This window comes from Pantoea sp. At-9b (genome assembly GCF_000175935.2).
GTDB lineage: Bacteria > Pseudomonadota > Gammaproteobacteria > Enterobacterales > Enterobacteriaceae > Pantoea.
Map to the genome: position 1 here is coordinate 1,267,634 of NC_014837.1, position 17,725 is coordinate 1,285,358.

The following is a 17,725-nucleotide window of genomic DNA, read 5'->3' on the forward strand; positions in this document are numbered from 1 at the left end:
GGTTAGCTTGCCGTACTCTATGAGTACCCGTGTTTTTTCAGGAACAGTGCGAATTATCATGAACTCAGGTTCAGATAAGGGAGAAAAGATGAAGCAGGCACTTCGTGTAACCTTAGGTTTTTTTGTACTGCTGTGGGCGGCCATGCTGCACGCGGAAGTACGCATTGAAATTACGCAGGGCGTGAATACCGCACGCCCTATTGGTGTGGTTCCGTTCCAGTGGGCCGGTCCGGGCGCTGCGCCAGAAGATATTGGTGGCATCGTCGCGGCTGACTTGCGCAACAGTGGTAAGTTCAATCCGCTGGACCGCTCGCGTCTGCCCCAGCAGCCAACCAGCGCGCAGCAGGTTCAGCCTGCCGCCTGGAGCGCACTGGGTATCGATGCGGTCGTGGTCGGTCAGGTCACGCCGAATGCGGATGGCAGCTACCAGATCGCTTATCAGCTGGTCGATACCGGTGGTGCACCGGGTACGGTGCTGGCGCAGAACTCTTACAAAGTGACGAAGCAGTGGCTGCGTTATGCCGCACATACTGCCAGTGACGAAGTGTTTGAGAAGCTGACCGGTATCAAAGGTGCCTTCCGTACTCGTATCGCGTATGTGGTGCAGACTAATGGTGGTCAGTTCCCGTATGAACTGCGTGTGTCAGATTACGATGGTTACAACCAGTTTGTGGTGCATCGTTCTCCGGAGCCGCTGATGTCGCCGACCTGGTCACCAGACGGCAGCAAACTGGCTTACGTCACCTTTGAAAGCGGTAAATCTGCGCTGGTGATACAGACGCTGGCTAATGGCGCAATCCGTCAGGTTGCTTCTTTCCCACGTCATAACGGCGCACCGGCTTTCTCGCCGGATGGATCTAAACTGGCGTTCGCGTTGTCAAAAACCGGTAGCCTTAACCTGTATGTGATGGATTTGGGTTCTGGTCAGATTCGTCAGATTACAGATGGCCGTTACAACAGCACCGAACCGACCTGGTTCCCGGATAGCCAGACACTGGCTTACACCTCGGATCAGGCGGGTGCGCCACAGATTTACAAAATTGGCATTAACGGCGGTGCGCCGCAGCGTATTACCTGGGAAGGTGCTCAGAACCAGGACGCTGATGTGGCAGCCGACGGTAAGTCTATGGTGATGATCAGCAGCGCCGGTGGCGCTCAGCACGTCGCCAAACAGGATCTGGAAACGGGAGCCGTTCAAACGTTAACGGACACGTTCCTGGATGAGACGCCAAGTCTGGCTCCTAACGGCACGATGGTAATCTATAGCTCTACTCAGGGGATGGGTTCCGTGTTGCAGTTGGTTTCAACCGATGGGCGTTTCAAAGCGCGTCTTCCGGCAACTGATGGACAGGTAAAATCGCCTGCCTGGTCGCCGTATCTGTGATGCATCAATCCCCCGCCAAAGTGGGGGATGATATGTATGGCAAACAATATAATAGGATAAAGAAATGCAACTGAACAAAGTGCTGAAGGGTTTGATGCTGGCTCTGCCGGTTATCGCGGTAGCTGCATGTAGCTCTCACAAAAACAACAACAATGACCAGACTGGCATGGGTGCTGATGGCGCTTACGGTTCTGGCCAGAACGGTAACATGTCTTCTGACGAGCAGGCACGTCTGCAGATGCAGCAGCTGCAGCAGAACAACATCGTTTACTTCGGCCTGGACAAGTATGACGTGCAGTCTGAGTACGCTCAGATGCTGGATCAGCACGCTGCTTTCCTGCGTAGCAACCCGTCTTACAAAGTGACCATCGAAGGTCATGCGGATGAGCGCGGTACGCCGGAATACAACATCGCCCTGGGCGAGCGTCGTGCTAACGCAGTGAAAATGTACCTGCAGGGTAAAGGCGTGTCAGCTGATCAGATGTCTATCGTTTCTTACGGTAAAGAGAAGCCGGCAGTTCTGGGTCACGACGAAGCGGCTTACGCTAAAAACCGTCGTGCCGTTCTGGTTTACTAAGATAATCACATGATGAGTAACTTCAGACTTCATTTATTGAGTCTGTCGTTACTGGTTGGTGTAGCGGCCCCCTGGGCCGCTAATGCCCAGGCGTCAATCAGTAGCGTTGGCTCAGGCTCGGTCGAAGACCGTGTCACCACTCTTGAACGTATCTCCAATGCCCAGGCTCAGCTTCTGCAGCAGTTGCAGCAGCAGATGAGTGACAACCAAAGCGATATCGATTCGCTGCGCGGGCAAATTCAGCAGAACACCTATCAGCTTAATCAGGTGATTGAGCGCCAGAAGCAGATCTACCAGCAGATCGACAGTTTGAGCAGCGGTAATAACGGCGCTCAGGCCAGCGGTGGTGGTGATGCCGCAGCGGCGGCTGGTGGGGCTGGCGCAGGTGCGACAGCGGCCGCTACAGGCAGCAGTGATAGCGCAGCAGCAGCACCGACGCAAAGCGGTGATGCTAACAGCGACTACAATGCCGCTGTGGCGCTGATTCTGGAGAAGAAACAGTATGACCAGGCCATTACTGCGCTGCAGGCATGGGTGAAACGTTATCCTGATTCTACCTATCAGCCCAATGCCAATTACTGGCTGGGGCAGTTGTTTTACAACAAGGGCAAAAAGGACGATGCGGCCTATTATTTTGCCACTGTGGTAAAAAACTACCCGAAATCGCCGAAAGCCGCAGAAGCGTTGTTTAAGGTTGGGGTGATCATGCAGGAGAAGAACGACACGGCGAAAGCCAAAGCGGTCTACCAGCAAGTGATCAAACAATTCCCGAACAGCGAATCAGCAAAGCTGGCGCAGAAACGTCTCGCCGGGTTGTAATTTGTGCAGCACAGACCGGATTTCGTGTGATTTCTGGTCTGGCCGCATGAAAGGTAAGCAATTGAGTGATTTGGTGGAAAATAAGGGTTGCGCTACCCCGCTAAATCAGTAATATATGCCGCCGTTGCCGGGACATATCTTAACAAGTATCGGCAGCACTGAAGATGGGTCGTTAGCTCAGTTGGTAGAGCAGTTGACTTTTAATCAATTGGTCGCAGGTTCGAATCCTGCACGACCCACCATCTCAACCTCCAGTCGGTTCAGTGTTTCTTCAGTTCGCTTCACAACCACGATGGGTCGTTAGCTCAGTTGGTAGAGCAGTTGACTTTTAATCAATTGGTCGCAGGTTCGAATCCTGCACGACCCACCATCTGGTCACTCTGGTTGTAAGCCCTCATCGAGCGGGTCGTTAGCTCAGTTGGTAGAGCAGTTGACTTTTAATCAATTGGTCGCAGGTTCGAATCCTGCACGACCCACCAATATTGCTTCCTGGGATGTTGGAAAATATCCGGGGAAATAAGAAAGCCGTATCTCTGTTTTGGGGATGCGGTTTTTTTTCGTCTTAATCAATTCTCTGCCTGAGGGTTGCAGGATTTTGTCTGCGAATACATAGCGATTTGTCGGAGAAAAATCTAAATTTCAAATGACACTATTGCGTTAGAGAACCCAGGCAAACATACTATTTAACCACCGCATTATTATCATTCTTGATGTATTCACCGTGACCACAGGGCGCAGCCAGGTGGCGCTGGGCGATGTGCCCGGCCAACACCCTGTTTCGGGACGGAACATTAGCGAAGAATCATCCTGCTACCCGTCCTGGTAATGCTGGATATATAAGATGATTCTTATACGGAATAGGATTATGCTGAAGTCGTTTTAAGTGTCTTTGGGAAAAAAAATGAACTCGACTGAAAAAGAATTCAATACAGTAAAGGAATTCAAAAACGCTTCGAATACCTCTGCAGAAATTAAGATTGGAATTGATGGGAACTCCGCATACCCGGATTTGACCATGAATGCGATTGCGTTCATGCAACCAACGGAGCTTACCCAGTCTGCCTGGCTTGAACACATCCCCTTTGCTTTCTGGCTGACAAATGCCCACAAACCGCGTGTGCTGGTTGAATTGGGTACCCATTATGGCTCTTCGTATTTTGCCTTCTGTCAGGCCATTGAACAGCTGCGTTTACCCACTCGTAGTTATGCCATCGATGCCTGGAAAGGTGATGAGCATGCCGGCTTCTATGGCGAAAACGTGTATGGGTCGGTGCATGCCCACAATACCCGCTTCTACTCACGCTTCTCTACGCTCATGCGTACCACCTTTGATGAAGGTGCCAACTTCTTCAAAGAGGGTGAAATCGATCTGCTGCATATCGACGGATACCATACTTACGAAGCCGTGAAGCATGATTTTGATACCTGGCTGCCTAAACTCTCCAGCCGTGGTGTCGTTATTATCCACGACAGCAACGAACGCAAAGGTGACTTTGGCGTATTCCGTTTTGTCGAAGAGTTAAGACACACCTATCCGTGTTTTGAATTTGCCCATGGTCATGGCTTAACGGTTGTGGGCGTAGGTGCTGAGCAGACACCGGCATTGCAACGTTTGTTTGCCGCCGACAACGACGAAACTCAGCTCCGTAATGTGCAGGAAGTGTTTGCCCGTTTGGGTAAAGCTTGCCTTGATGAATACAGTGTACGTTCACTAAAAACAACGATTGGTTCAGCTCACAGTGAGCGTGACCGGTCAGTTAAAGAAGCGGAACAACTCCGCCAGCAAATCGCAGAAGCCGAAGTGACAATATCTCAGCAAAAGGAACAGTTCCGCATGCGGATTATGGAAAATGACAGCGCCAGAGAACGGATTGATGTAAAAACCGCTGCGCAAATTGTGGAATTAGAAGCCTCTTTAACGCGAGCGACCCAACAGCTGGTGCTGCGCAGGCAAGAAAATGAGATGTTACGCGATGAAGCCAGAAAGGCGGCTGAATCACTCGCGTTAGCCACTCAGGAACTGGCGTTCAAGAATGAGGATATCCGCATCATTCTGAACTCCTCCTCATGGCGTCTCACCGCGCCGGTACGCGCCACCAAACGCGCGCTGCGTAGCGTTTTACGCCGGGCAAAATACACGCTGCTGCGACGCCAACCCGTTGCTCCAGCCGCGCCTGAAGCGACGCATGTTGAGGTGGATCGTGAATGGTATCTGCAAACCTATCCGGATGTTTCGGGATCGGGTGTGGAGCCAGAAGAACATTACCTGAACTACGGTAAGGCAGAAGGCCGTTATCCGACCCAGAATGCTTTTTTGCAGTCAGAGGCACCAGATTTCGATGCGCAATGGTATCTCGATACCTATACCGACGTTGCACGTGCGCAGATACCTGCGGTGTACCATTACATTACGCATGGACAGCAGGAAGGGCGTTTCTCTTCCTTAGCCCGACTGGTGGCGCAGGATTTGGATATTCCATGGTATCTGGAGGCCTATCCTGATGTTGCCACATCGGGTATGGACCCGTTCGAGCACTTTCTTCTGTATGGTCACGCCGAAGGGCGTCAGCCAAGCGCCACGCCGCGCATGTTAGAAGCCCCGTTCTTCCGTTATGGGCCGTCAGAATATGGTGCCAAAGGAAGACCGCTACTCATTGATGCTCCGGTACAATTGAATGAAGGCTTCGCGCGCACCATTGGTGTTCATCTGCACTTGTATTATGTCGACCTGGCAGATGAATTCATCAAACATTTGAACACCATCCCGACAGGCTTCGACCTGTTTATTTCCCTGCCTCGCGGGAAGCATAATGTCGAAGAGTGCGAGCGCAAATTCCGTTCTGGTATCAAAACGCTGAAAAAATTAGTTGTCCGGGAAACAGAAAATAAAGGGAGAGATATTTATCCGTTTATTGTTGAGTTTGGTGCGGAATTGCTTTCCTACGAACTTATTCTGCATATTCACTCGAAGAAATCGCCCCAGGCGTTATCAAAAGGATGGCGTCGTTTCCTGCTGCATTACACGCTGGGCACGGAGTCTATTACGACACAAATCCTGAATTCATTTGATAACGATCCGAAATTAGGTGTGTTATTCCCGGCTTATTTCTACGGCGTGACGCGTCAGCCTAATTGGGGTGGCAATCGTGAGATCGTTAAGCAACAATTGGCACGTCTGGGCTTCTCCTATGATATGACCTACTGTCCAGACTATCCGGCAGGATCGTTCTTCTGGTCGCGTTCTGATGCCCTGCGCCCACTGCTCAATGGTGAATATCGTCTCGAAGACTTTGACGAAGAAGCTGGGCAGTATGACGGTACGCTGGCGCATGGTTTTGAGCGCTTGTTTGGTACGATTCCGCTGTTGCAGAACTACAGCACAATCATGCGTTTCGTCGACAGGGACTACCGTCTGATCAACTACTTCGATCGGGCGCGCCTGGCTGATTCTGAAACCGGCAGCTTCCCACAGCTGGTGCGTGATCGTAACGCGGATATCGACACTTATCAGCGTGCGGTTCAGGCGCGAGGCGGTCGTAAACCACGTATTGCGTTGGTTACCGCCATCATTGGGCCTTTTGATGCGTTACTGCTGCCAAAATGCCTGGAAAGCGATGTCGACTACCACTGTTTCTCTGACTCGGTGACTGATGGTTACGGTGTGTTCCAGATGCATAGTCCGCCGTATATCGATGCCGATCCGCGCCGTTCAGCGCGATATATCAAGACTAACTTGTTAAAATATATCGAAAACTACGATTACGTTGTGTGGATTGATGCCAACGTGGAGCTAAATGCCCCGGTTTCCGATCTGGTGGAGCGCGTGGCGCTCTCTGAGCGGCAGATTGGCGCGATCAAACATCCGATCCGCGACACCTGGCTGGAGGAAGCGGAGGAGATTCTGGCGCTGGAGCTTGATGATCCGTCAGCCGTCAGCGAGCAGATTGGCCGTTATAAAGCTATTGATGAGCTGAGCCTTATTCCGCTGATCGAAAGCAATGTGCTGGTACTGGATGCGCGCGAGCAGGCGGTGCACAACTTCATGAAGTTGTGGTGGAATGAGATCAACACCTACAGCCGCCGTGATCAGATCAGTATCAGCTATGCGTTGAACGCAGCTGGCGTTACCTGGTATCCGTTGCTGGAAGACAACCAATCGGTGCGTGACTCGGAAGAGTTTGCGCTCTACGAGCATGGTTTGAACCAATGGGGGCCGCAGCCGCATATCTATGCCAGCTGGCATACCCCGGTGTCAGAACAGGTGGTTGATATCAGTTACACCGCGGCGAACACCGACGCGCAACCGCAGGATCAGCTCGATCTTGATGTCGTGGTTTGTGTTCACAATGCCCTGGATGATGTGCGTGCTTGCCTGGCATCACTGGATGAGGCATTGCAGGGACGTGGGAATATCATCCTGGTTGATGACGCCTCCGCTAAAGAGACTGAGCAATTCCTCGCGGAATTTGCCGTCGCCAAAGGGGCCAAACTGATCAGGCAGGAAGTTCGACTGGGTTACACCCGGACGGCCAATAATGGTGTGCGTGGTGGTTCCAGCCGCAATGTGTTGCTGCTTAACAGTGACACCATCGTTCCGGCAGGCGCGCTGGAAAAACTGTGCCATGCGCTGGATAGCCAGGCAAACCTGGGCGTAGTCGGGCCGCTCTCCAATGCGGCAAGTACCCAATCAGTGCCTTCGATCAAAGGCACCGCAACGCAGACGGCGATTAACGCCCTGCCGGACAGCCTGACCCCGGCAGATATCGACCACTTCTTCGAGACACACTGGGATCGCCAGTTGGTGCGCGTGCCGTTGGTACATGGTTTCTGTTTCGCGGTTAAGCGTGAAGTGTTTGATACCATTGGTCTGTTCGACGAGGAAAGCTTCCCACACGGTTATGGCGAGGAGAATGATTTCTGCTTCCGCGTGTCGGATGCCGGTTTCGATCTGGCGGTCCTGACCAATACCTACATCTATCATGCGAAATCGAAGAGCTACGCCAGTGATGAGCGCACCCGACTGATGGATGCCGGGATGCAGGCACTGATCCGTAAGTATTCCCGTCAAAGGATTGAGCGTTCAGTAGCTACCATGAACGCCCAACCGAAGCTGGAACTGGCGCGTGAACAGGCACAAACGCTGTATGATGAACACGCCTGAATGTTAACGTAATTAATGGCTGATCAAGGCGCCCTCAGGGCGCCTTGTTACGCTTTGCTTCGTCACCTTTCTCCGGCGTCAAACTCTTCCAGATATGCAGCACCGCATAACTGCGCCATGGACGCCACACCTGTGACCGTACCTCGGCGTCTTTCGCACTCACACCGCCAAGATTATTACGAATCGCGATATCTTCTTTGGGAAATGCATCCGGCCAGCGCAGCGCGCGCATCGCAATATAGCTGGCGGTCCACGGACCTATCCCTTTTAACGCCAGCAATTGCTGCTGCACCACATCAGGATTGACCGCGCCATTAAAGCGTAATGCACCAGAGGCACAGGCCTGAGCCAGTGCGAGGATCGCCTGTGAGCGGGCACTGACAATCCCGAGACTGGCGATATCATCCTGGGTGGCTGTTGCCAGCGTTTCTGCACTGGGCGAAAGGCGCGACAGCTCAGGCCAGGGCGTCGCCATCGGCGCGCCGAAACGCTGCGCCACACGGCTACTCAGCGTCGTCGCCGCTTTTACCGTCACCTGTTGGCCGAGAATCGCCCGCACGCCCAATTCAAAGCCATCAAAGGCTCCTGGGACACGCAGGCCGGGATACCTGACCAGACTCGGTGCCAGTAACGGATCTTGTGCTAACTGGTCGGCAATCCGTTGTGGCTGGGCATCCAAATCGAACAAATCGCGCAGGCGACGCAGCAGGGCAGGCAACACCGGTGTCAGGCTGGTGGTGAACTGCACCTTTAATGCCTGCTTCTCAGGATAGTGACTGACACGTACCCAGCCCTGACAGCCGCCGAGCGCCACGGTACGGTGATAAATCCCCTCTGCGACCCATTCCACCTCCTTCATCACGCGTTGTTGCAGAAAATCGAGTATCGCTTCCCAGTCATAAGGCGGGCGATAACTCAGGCGCAGTTCTGCGCTTTCCTGTAACGGTGTTACCGGTGAAGGAGAAGACTGCTTACGCAGACGAGATGGCGTCATGCGGTAGCGTGCCTGGAACACATCGTTAAATCGCCGCAGGCTGTTAAAACCGCTGGCATAAGCGATTTCCGTTACTGGCAGGGAGGTTTCGGTTAGCAGTTGTTTCGCCAGCAACATGCGCCGGGTTTGACGTAATTCGATCGGTGAGACGCCCAGCTCCTGCTGCACCACGCGGCGCAGTTGGCGCTCACTTAAACCAAACTCGGTCGCAATTTCCGCCAGCGTTTCCTGTTCTTCCAGCAGTCCTTCCTCAATACGCCGGATCAGCCGATCGGCAATACGATGATGGCTATCAACCGGGGCGAAACCGGGTGCCAGTTCCGGGCGACAACGCAGACAGGGGCGGAAATGGGCTTTCTCTGCCGCTTCAGCGCTGGAAAAAAACAGGCAATTTTTCTGCATCGGGGCTTTTACCGGGCAGATCGGTCGGCAATAGATGCCGGTTGATGTCACACCGACAAAGAACAAGCCGTCAAAGCGGCTATCGCGCGATGTCAGCGCCTGGTAAGCAATATCGGGATCAAACATCATCGTCTCCAGCAAATAAACTGCATCCTCGCGCAGCCAGGCGATGAAAACTCGCTGCTTTCGGACAGCTAACCAGTTTATCTGCATGACCGAAAACAGCCAGTTTATCGCGACAAAAGTGCGATAATGCACCACAGATATCAAGCCGGAGGCGCACTATGTATCATGCAAAAATTATCTCTACCCCGGTCGGGGATCTCACCTTAGTTGCCAGCAATAAAGGACTGTCGGCGATCCTGTGGGAGAACGAGGGGTCACAACGCGTACCGCTCAAGCCGATCAGTCGTGATGACCAACATCCCATCTTATGTGAAACCGAGCGTCAGCTACGCGAATACTTTGCCGGCCAGCGTCAGCAGTTTGATCTGCCCTATGACACCGTCGGTACTGAGTTTCAGAAAAAAGTCTGGCAGGCGCTGATTACCATCCCGTTTGGTGAAACCCGCAGCTACCGTCAGATTGCCGAACAAATTGGTAACCCTAAAGCGGTGCGTGCGGTCGGCGCGGCCAATGGGAAGAACCCACTGTCGATCGTGGCTCCCTGCCATCGAGTGATCGGCAGCAACGGTAAACTGACCGGATTTGCCGGTGGGCTGCCGGTGAAAGCTTTCCTGCTGGAACTGGAAGGTATGCCGAAACGCTAAGCGGATCACAGCCGGTCAGCTTTGGGTAAAAAAAACACGACACACTCGGTGAGATCCGCTATCTTGTTTAGCATATAAAACACGATGGTGGATTTCATGCCATCTTAATCGCCATGAAAGGCGATTTTGTTAAATTAAGAAAACCGAGAGCCGTGTCATGAGCCTGATGTTCGATCCTGAAAGCGCGATCTATCCCTTCCCACCGAAACCGGCGCGTCTCAGCCAGGATGAAAAATCGTTTTATATCGAAGAGATCAAACGGTTACTGAAAGAACGTGATGCGGTGATGGTGGCGCATTACTACACCGATCCGGAAATTCAGGCGCTGGCGGAAGCAACCGGCGGCTGCGTGGCGGATTCACTGGAAATGGCGCGTTTTGGCAGCACGCATCCGGCTTCTACCTTATTGGTGGCTGGCGTGCGTTTTATGGGCGAAACCGCGAAAATCCTCAGCCCGGAAAAAACCGTCCTGATGCCCACCTTGCAGGCTGAGTGTTCCCTCGATCTGGGTTGTCCGATTGAGGAGTTTAACCGTTTTTGCGATGCGCACCCGGATCGCACCGTGGTGGTGTATGCCAACACCTCGGCGGCGGTCAAAGCGCGCGCCGATTGGGTCGTGACCTCCAGTATCGCGGTGGAATTGATTGAGCATCTCGACAGCCTGGGTGAAAAAATTATCTGGGCACCGGATCGTCATCTGGGGCGCTACGTTACGCAAAAGACCGGGGCAGATGTGCTGTGCTGGCAGGGTGCCTGCATCGTGCACGATGAATTCAAAACCCAGGCGCTGCAACGCATGAAAGCGCTCTATCCCGATGCCGCAGTGCTGGTTCACCCGGAATCACCCCAGGCGATTGTTGAACTGGCCGATGCGGTCGGCTCCACCAGCCAGCTGATTCAGGCGGCAAAAAGCCTGCCGCATCCGCAGATGATTGTCGCCACGGATCGCGGCATCTTTTACAAAATGCAGCAGGCGGTACCGGAAAAAGAGCTGCTGGAAGCACCGACCGCCGGAGAAGGGGCCACCTGTCGCAGCTGTGCGCATTGCCCGTGGATGGCGATGAACGGACTAAAAGCGATTGCTGAAGGATTGGCGCAGGGCGGCAGTGAGCACGAAATCCATGTCGATGATGGATTGCGCGAGGCGGCGTTGCTGCCGCTCAACCGCATGCTATCCTTTGCAGCGGAACTCAAACTCAAGGTGAAAGGGAACGCCTGACGCGCTGCACCTTTCAGACAGGTGCCCGTTATGGATTTCTTTAGCACGCAAAACATTCTGGTTCATATTCCTCTCGGCGTCGGCGGCTACGATCTCTCATGGATCGAAGCGGTCGGCACCGTGGCTGGCCTGTTGTGTATCTGGTTAGCCAGCCTGGAAAAAATCATCAACTACGTCTTCGGCCTGATCAACGTCACCCTGTTTGCGGTGATTTTTTTCCAGATTCAACTCTACGCCAGCCTGCTGCTGCAACTGTTTTTCTTTGTCGCTAATGTCTATGGCTGGTATGCCTGGAGTCGGCAAAACGCGGAGCAGGAAGCCGAGCTGAAAATCCGCTGGCTGCCGCTGCCCAGGGCGCTGGGGTGGGGTGCGGGGTGCGTGCTGGCCATTGCGCTGATGACCTTTTACATCGACCCGGTGTTTGCCTTCCTGACGCGCAGCGCGGTCGGGATCATGCAGGGGCTGGGCTTACAGGTGGTGATGCCGCAATTGCAACCGGATGCTTTCCCGTTCTGGGATTCCAGCATGATGGTGTTGTCGATTGTGGCGATGATTCTGATGACGCGCAAATACGTGGAAAACTGGCTGCTGTGGGTGGTGATCAATATCATCAGTGTGATGATTTTTGCCCGCCAGGGCGTCTACGCGATGTCGCTGGAGTACGCCATCCTGACGCTGATTGCCCTGAATGGTTCCCGTTTGTGGATCAAAAGCGCACGCGAACACGGCTCGCATGCGCTCTCCTCTTAGTGGTGCTGATGCACATGGCCTTCATGGTGATGAGGGTCATGCTGCGTGCTGCCTGAGTCGAGGCACAATTCGCAATCCGGCCCGTTACAGGGCTGGTACTCCATTTGCACCGTGGCGTGGGCGATTTGATAATGCTGATGCAGGTAGCGATGAATGCGCACCAGCAGGGCGTCATGATCGTAAGGTGGGATCACCTGCACATGTAACGTCAGTACCGGTTTCTCACCCACCTGCCACAAGTGCACATGATGGACGTTGCGCACTTCCGCGATATTGCGTGTCAGCTCGCGTTTTAACTTATCAACATTGATATTGCCCGGCGCACCTTCCAGCAGTTCATGCAAACTTTCGCGCAACAACGACCAGGCGCTGCGCACCACCAGCAGTGAGACCAGCAGCGACAGAATCGGATCGATCGGCGTCCAGCCGGTGAACATAATAATCACTGCCGCGACAATGGCACCTACCGAACCGAGCAAGTCCCCCAGCACATGCAGGGCGGCGGCGCGCACGTTGAGATTCTTCTCTTCGCTGCCATGGTGCAGCAGCCAGAAGGAGAGCAGATTCGCCAGCAGACCGGCCACGCCAATGGTCAGCATCAGGCCACCGGCGACCGGCTGCGGTTGATAAAAGCGACGTAGCGCTTCCCAAACAATCATCACGGTGATCACCAGCAAGGCAATCGCGTTGACAAAGGCGGCCAGCGTGGTGAGACGTAACAAGCCAAAGGTATGGCGTGCATTAGGCTTACGCTGTGAAAATTGTACCGCCAGCAGCGCCATTAACAGGGCAGCGGTATCGGTGAGCATATGACCGGCATCCGCCAGCAGCGCCAGTGAGCCTGAGATCCAACCACCAATCGCTTCCACCAACATAAACAGGGCGGTGATAGCAAATGCCGCCGCCAGGCGGGTGCGGTTGCCGTCAGGCGTGTTGTGAGAATGGGTGTGTGCCATAACTTTCCAGTTGTTTCAGTAACCTGTTCGTTAATGATATCAGTAAATTGAGTTGCTCTGGGTCCAGCTGTTGCTGTTTTGCCGCTTCGGTCAATTGCTGGCACATGGCCGCGACGGTGTCCATTCCCAGCAACAACCAACTGCCTTTCATCCGGTGTGCGGCGCGCGCCAGCGCTGGCCACTCCTGCGCTGTGCTGGCGGCCAGCAAGGTGTCGCGGTCCTGTATCAGCGTGCGTTGCAGCGTCTGGCAAATACGCGGAATCATGCTCTCGTTGTGTTGTGCAAGGATATGCAGGCTGTCGGACAGATGCATAAGGGGATCCTGGCTCGCACGCGCCAGCAGGGGGGCAATATCGTGCAGCACGATCGGTTTTACCAGCAGCGCCTCATGCGGTTGCAGCGGCAATTTGACCAGCTGTGCGTCAGCCGAACAGATCACGCGCCATGCGTTATCGCCACGTTGCCGCTGGCGGCGGCGCAGAATCCGTAACAGCGTAAGCCCATTAGGGCGTGGCATCATCTGGTCGATAAACAACAGGTCGAAGGGCTGACGGGCATCGGCACGCAGTAACGCGCGCCCTTCATCAAACACCTCGGCGTGGATGGCAAACAGCGCCAGCTGCTGCTGCATCACCAGCAAATTGGTGGGATGGTCGTCGACAATCGCCACACGCAACTGCGGATAGTGCGGCCAGCTGGCGGTAGTGCTTTCGCTCTGGCTGTCGGCCAGCTCGAGCGGCAGCGTGACTTCAACGCGGGTGCCTGTACCCGGCGCAGAGGTGAGTGTCAGCTTGCCCCCCATGCGTTGCACAATCTCCCGGCAGATAAACAAGCCAAGACCGCTGCCCTGCACGGCATGGGTTTTCCCGGACGGTGCCTGATACCAAGGTTCGAAGAGCTGTGCTTGCTCCGCCTGCGGAATGCCGCTCCCGCTGTCGGCCACCACCAGTACGATGGCATCGCTGACCGCCAGCGTCAGGCGAATATCCCCCTGACGGGTAAACTTCAGCGCGTTCGCCACCAGATTATTCACCACCTGTTGCAGGCGGTCGCCATCCAGCAGCACGGCTGCGGGCAGTGCAGTCAGCGCTTCGACCACCAGTTGTGGCCCCCCATCACGCATCAACGGATGGTAAAACTGCTGCTGTTGTTGCAGCCAGTGCGACAAGTGCAGAGGACGTGGTGCCAGACGGAAACTGTGGTTTTCAATGCGCGCGTGATCCTGCAAGTCATTCAGCAGTGCCATCAGCGAGCGCGCGCTGCTGTGCATCAGCTCCAGCCGGGCGCTGGGGTGTTGTTGCTGTTCCAGTTCCAGCAGGCCGAGAATCGCCTGCATCGGTGTACGTAGCTCATGGCTGGCGGTGGCGAGAAACTGGCTTTTCGCGGCGTTGGCCCGCTCGGCCTGTTCACGTTGCAGACGTTCACGCCGTTGTTGCAGATAGCGGCGTACCAGCAGCACCAGCAGCAGCAGGATGGCGATACCGGCGGCGAACAGTACCAGCAACGGCACATTGCGCATCGTCATGGTGGTGCCGGGCTGAGGTGGGACTGACCAGTTATCACGCATCTGGTTCAGGGTTTCCGGGGGGATCTGCTGTAATGCGCGATCCAGCAGTGCGCGCAGCACCGGTTGTTGATCGCTGATTTGCGGTGCCAGCGGCCAGGCGATATCACTGGCGGCGAACGCCAGATGCATCCGCTCACCATAGCGGCTGGCGATGCGCCAACGTGCCGACAGCACATTATCCACCAGCGCATCGATCTGGTTGTTATTCAACGCCTGCCACAGCTGGGCGCGATCGTCAAAAATCTGCACGTTGATCCCGCCAGGCAACATGCGTTGCGCGAGGTCGTCGCGTAAGATCCCCACGCGTTGTCCCTGCAATGCCTGCCAGTTCATGGGCTGGCGCGTTGCCAGGGTATAAATGCCCCAGATGGCGCGCCACACCGGCAGGGTGGTTGCGCCGTCCTGTGCGGGCAAGACACTGAGCATCACCTGCTGCTGTTGCAGCAGCGCTGTGGCCTGCTGCGGATTCGCCACCCAGCGTGGCGTAAAATGCAGGCCGGTACTCTGGCTGATGGCGTTTAGCAAGTCGATGGCGAAACCGCGTGCATTGCCGTTGGCGTCACGATAACTCCAGGGGGCGTTATCGGCCTCAGCGGCGTAAGGAATGTCTCGATGTTGCGACAGCCACTGTTGCTCGGGTGCAGACAGCATCAGCGTCTGTGTATCCTGGTAGCGCAACAGCGGAGGGCTCCAGCGCTGCTGAACCCGGTTGCTGAACTCAGCCGGTAGCAGGCGCAGTTGCTGATTCAGCCACTGGATCAGCGCCGGATCGCGTGCCAGCGCCCGTAGGGTGAGATCGCCAGCGCCCGGATCGGCGGTGATTTGGTAAATTTGCCCCTGCTGCAACTGGCTGAGCAGGAATCCGGCACTGGTCTCATCGGCCACCAGATAGTCACTTTGCTGATTGAGCAACGCATACAGCGCCTGAAGATCGCCGGGCAGACTATACCAGCGGTGCGCATGCACAAAATCATCTGGAAGTTGCGCCAGTGTAGCTTGCGCCACGGTGAGTTGCGCATTGTGGCTATTGAACATCACGGCGCGTTGATTATCGCGGTTGCGGTAGATCCGCACCGGGCTGCTGTACCAACTGTCGCTTAACTGGATGTCGGAGGGCAAAGAGGCGTGGTCGGTACTCAACACCAGATCGACCTCGCCGCGAGCCAGCGCGGCCAGTTGCCGATCGCGATCGGGATAGGTTTGCAATACGAAGTGGCTGCCGGTGAGCTGACTGAGCGCGCTCAGATAATCGGCATCAATCCCCCAGATCTGATCGCCGATGCGCATCGCCCAAGGGGCGCTGTTTTGCGCCGGTAGCGCCACGCGCAAGGGGGATGCTGACCAGGGCGTGCTGTGTGGTGCGGGCATCATCGCGGGTAGCATCACACTGCTGGCAGGCTGTAAATCGGCCTGCACCAGCGAGCTGCACAGCCAGATCAGCAGCAGAAGCAGACGCCTCACTGATGCGCCTTCCACAATGCGGCCAGTTCCACCACCGATTGCACCCCGGTTTTTTCGAGGATGTTCTTTTTATGGGTGCTGACGGTTTTGTTGCTGATATGCAGCTGTTCGGCAATCTGCAAATTCGACAGGCCGCGAGCCAGCAGAGCGACAATCTGTTGCTCTTTTTCGGTCAGCGGCAAATCAATGCGTTCAGGCAGATCAGGGAACGCCTGTTGCCCTCCCAGCACGGCGAGAATCGCACTCAATAATTGCGCCATGCTCTGGCTTTTCACCACATAACCCGCGGCACCCAGCGAGGCGGCGCGCAGCAAAGTATGGCGGCTCTGCTCGGCTGAGTAGATCAGCACCGGACAGTCGGGATGATGTACCCGCAGACGGCGCAACAGTTCCAGTCCGTCGCTGTCCGGTAAGCCAATATCCAGGATGACCAGATCCATAGCGTGCTGTTGTAGCAACTGGCGTGCCTGCGCTTCATCACCGGCGGCGAACAGCTGTAACGGAATCGGGGAGTTGACGCAGGCAGCACTCAGCGCGACTTCAACTAACGGGTGATCATCTATAAGCAGCAGCGCAGCCATAATCCTGTCCTGTCGTTTTCGTTGTTTCAGCATAACGGAAAAGCGGGGGAATATTCATTATCTCCCCGGCATATGAGTGTTAACATCGTGCCGTTACCCTTTTTATGATGACGAAACGCGATGAATCTACGGGAAAATATTGTCAGTCAGTTCAGTTCACTCTCGCCAGAGTTACAGCGTGCCGCCGAATTTTCCCTGCAACATGCCAACAAACTGGTGGTGCTGTCGATGCGCGCCTTTGCCGCAGAGGGCGGTGTCAAACCCGCGACGCTGCTGCGGCTGGCGCAACGCCTCGGCTATCAAGGTTGGGGCGAACTGAAAAGCGCGATGATCGATGATCTGGGGTTGCGCAATGATACATATGTATCCAAAGCGGAAAAACTGATCGCCAAAGGCACCCAGCCAGCCTTGTATGAAGAGGTTTTTCTGGCGCATCAGGCCAATCTGGCTTTCACCCAGAACGAAAACCAACAGGCGATGCAGCAGGCAGTAACCTTGCTGGATGAAGCGGAAAACGTCTATATCTGTGGTTTTCGCGCCAGTTTCCCCATCGCCTGGTCGTTGTTTTATGTCTACCGTTTGTTCAACCGTCAGGTGTCATTGATCGATGGTCTGGCGAGCAACATCGAAGTCTTCACCCGCGAGTTGAGTGGCAAAGATTGTGTGCTGCTCACCAGTTTCGCACCTTATTCACGTGAATCGCTGGATGTGCTGCATGCGGCAAGCCAGGCCGGGACACGCATCATCGCCATTACCGATTCCCCGGTTTCTCCTCTGGCACAGGCGGCAGATTGCACTTTGCTGTTCTCAATCGACAGTCCTTCCTTCTTTCCTTCCGTGGTGTCAGGCATGGGGTTAGCCGAGTGCCTGCTGGCCATGCTGGTGGCACGCCATGGGCGCGAAGCAGTCAGCAAAATTGAGAGCGCGGAACGTTATCTGATTGATTCGGGAGCCTACGTTATCCCGGGTAAATCCTGACAGATGATTCATTTGTTCCTGCCATAAGAAAATGCAATGCATTTGTATCATATTTGCGTTGACGTGATTCAAATGGATCATGCAAGATGCAGTCAATATCGAGCAC

At 54.9% G+C, this 17,725-nt stretch carries 12 protein-coding genes and 3 tRNA genes; 11 read left to right on the forward strand and 4 right to left on the reverse strand.

Going from position 1 to position 17,725, the window contains the following annotated elements; genetic code table 11:
- Positions 1-88 precede the first annotated feature (88 nt).
- The 7 genes from tolB to PAT9B_RS29610 all read left to right on the forward strand — a co-directional run bounded on the left by tolB (position 89) and on the right by PAT9B_RS29610 (position 7,941).
- The gene (gene tolB / locus PAT9B_RS05725; protein WP_013508312.1) at positions 89-1,384 is read left to right on the forward strand and encodes a Tol-Pal system beta propeller repeat protein TolB; all 1,296 of its coding nucleotides are present in this window, start codon (positions 89-91) and stop codon (positions 1,382-1,384) included.
- Between the two features lie 64 nt (positions 1,385-1,448).
- Positions 1,449-1,961 carry a peptidoglycan-associated lipoprotein Pal gene (gene pal, locus PAT9B_RS05730; protein WP_013508313.1) on the forward strand — a complete coding sequence of 171 codons (513 nt, stop codon included), beginning with the start codon at positions 1,449-1,451 and terminating at the stop codon, positions 1,959-1,961.
- A 9-nt stretch (positions 1,962-1,970) separates the two neighbouring features.
- Positions 1,971-2,780 carry a cell division protein CpoB gene (cpoB, locus tag PAT9B_RS05735; protein WP_013508314.1) on the forward strand — a complete coding sequence of 270 codons (810 nt, stop codon included), beginning with the start codon at positions 1,971-1,973 and terminating at the stop codon, positions 2,778-2,780.
- A 166-nt stretch (positions 2,781-2,946) separates the two neighbouring features.
- Positions 2,947-3,022 (forward strand) — tRNA-Lys (locus PAT9B_RS05740).
- Positions 3,023-3,074: 52 nt separating this feature from the next.
- A tRNA-Lys gene (locus PAT9B_RS05745) sits at positions 3,075-3,150 on the forward strand.
- A 33-nt stretch (positions 3,151-3,183) separates the two neighbouring features.
- Positions 3,184-3,259 (forward strand) — tRNA-Lys (locus tag PAT9B_RS05750).
- 536 nt (positions 3,260-3,795) lie between these two features.
- Entirely contained in the window at positions 3,796-7,941 is a 4,146-nt protein-coding gene (locus PAT9B_RS29610) for a rhamnan synthesis F family protein (RefSeq protein WP_071883896.1), read from the forward strand.
- Between the two features lie 34 nt (positions 7,942-7,975).
- On the opposite strand, the gene PAT9B_RS05765 is transcribed toward PAT9B_RS29610, so the two are convergent.
- Positions 7,976-9,463 carry an AlkA N-terminal domain-containing protein gene (locus PAT9B_RS05765; RefSeq protein WP_013508316.1) on the reverse strand — a complete coding sequence of 496 codons (1,488 nt, stop codon included), beginning with the start codon at positions 9,461-9,463 and terminating at the stop codon, positions 7,976-7,978.
- Between the two features lie 158 nt (positions 9,464-9,621).
- On the opposite strand from PAT9B_RS05765, the gene PAT9B_RS05770 reads away from it, so the two are divergent.
- From PAT9B_RS05770 to pnuC, 3 genes are all read left to right on the forward strand, one after another.
- Positions 9,622-10,107, forward strand: a complete 486-nt coding sequence (locus PAT9B_RS05770) for a methylated-DNA--[protein]-cysteine S-methyltransferase (protein WP_013508317.1) — start codon at positions 9,622-9,624, stop codon at positions 10,105-10,107.
- 157 nt (positions 10,108-10,264) lie between these two features.
- Positions 10,265-11,326 (forward strand): quinolinate synthase NadA, encoded by a 1,062-nt coding sequence (nadA, locus tag PAT9B_RS05775; RefSeq protein WP_013508318.1) that lies wholly within the window; start codon positions 10,265-10,267, stop codon positions 11,324-11,326.
- A gap of 30 nt (positions 11,327-11,356) precedes the next feature.
- Positions 11,357-12,076, forward strand: a complete 720-nt coding sequence (gene pnuC / locus PAT9B_RS05780) for a nicotinamide riboside transporter PnuC (RefSeq protein ID WP_013508319.1) — start codon at positions 11,357-11,359, stop codon at positions 12,074-12,076.
- Here pnuC and zitB read toward each other — a convergent pair.
- From zitB to PAT9B_RS05795, 3 genes are read right to left on the reverse strand one after another with little or no spacing between them, the layout of a single operon-like run.
- Positions 12,073-13,032, reverse strand: coding sequence for a CDF family zinc transporter ZitB (gene zitB / locus PAT9B_RS05785; RefSeq protein WP_013508320.1), 960 nt, complete (start codon positions 13,030-13,032; stop codon positions 12,073-12,075). The two genes, pnuC and zitB, sit on opposite strands and share 4 nt — an antisense overlap.
- Positions 13,001-16,060 (reverse strand): ATP-binding protein, encoded by a 3,060-nt coding sequence (locus PAT9B_RS05790; RefSeq protein ID WP_013508321.1) that lies wholly within the window; start codon positions 16,058-16,060, stop codon positions 13,001-13,003. The genes zitB and PAT9B_RS05790 overlap by 32 nt, the downstream gene beginning before the upstream one ends.
- Positions 16,057-16,641, reverse strand: a complete 585-nt coding sequence (locus PAT9B_RS05795) for a response regulator transcription factor (RefSeq protein WP_013508322.1) — start codon at positions 16,639-16,641, stop codon at positions 16,057-16,059. The genes PAT9B_RS05790 and PAT9B_RS05795 overlap by 4 nt, the downstream gene beginning before the upstream one ends.
- Before the next feature lie 120 nt (positions 16,642-16,761).
- Between PAT9B_RS05795 and PAT9B_RS05800 the strand changes: the two genes are divergently transcribed.
- On the forward strand, positions 16,762-17,619 hold the full coding sequence (locus tag PAT9B_RS05800; RefSeq protein ID WP_013508323.1) for a MurR/RpiR family transcriptional regulator: 858 nt from the start codon (positions 16,762-16,764) through the stop codon (positions 17,617-17,619).
- Positions 17,620-17,725 lie beyond the last annotated feature (106 nt).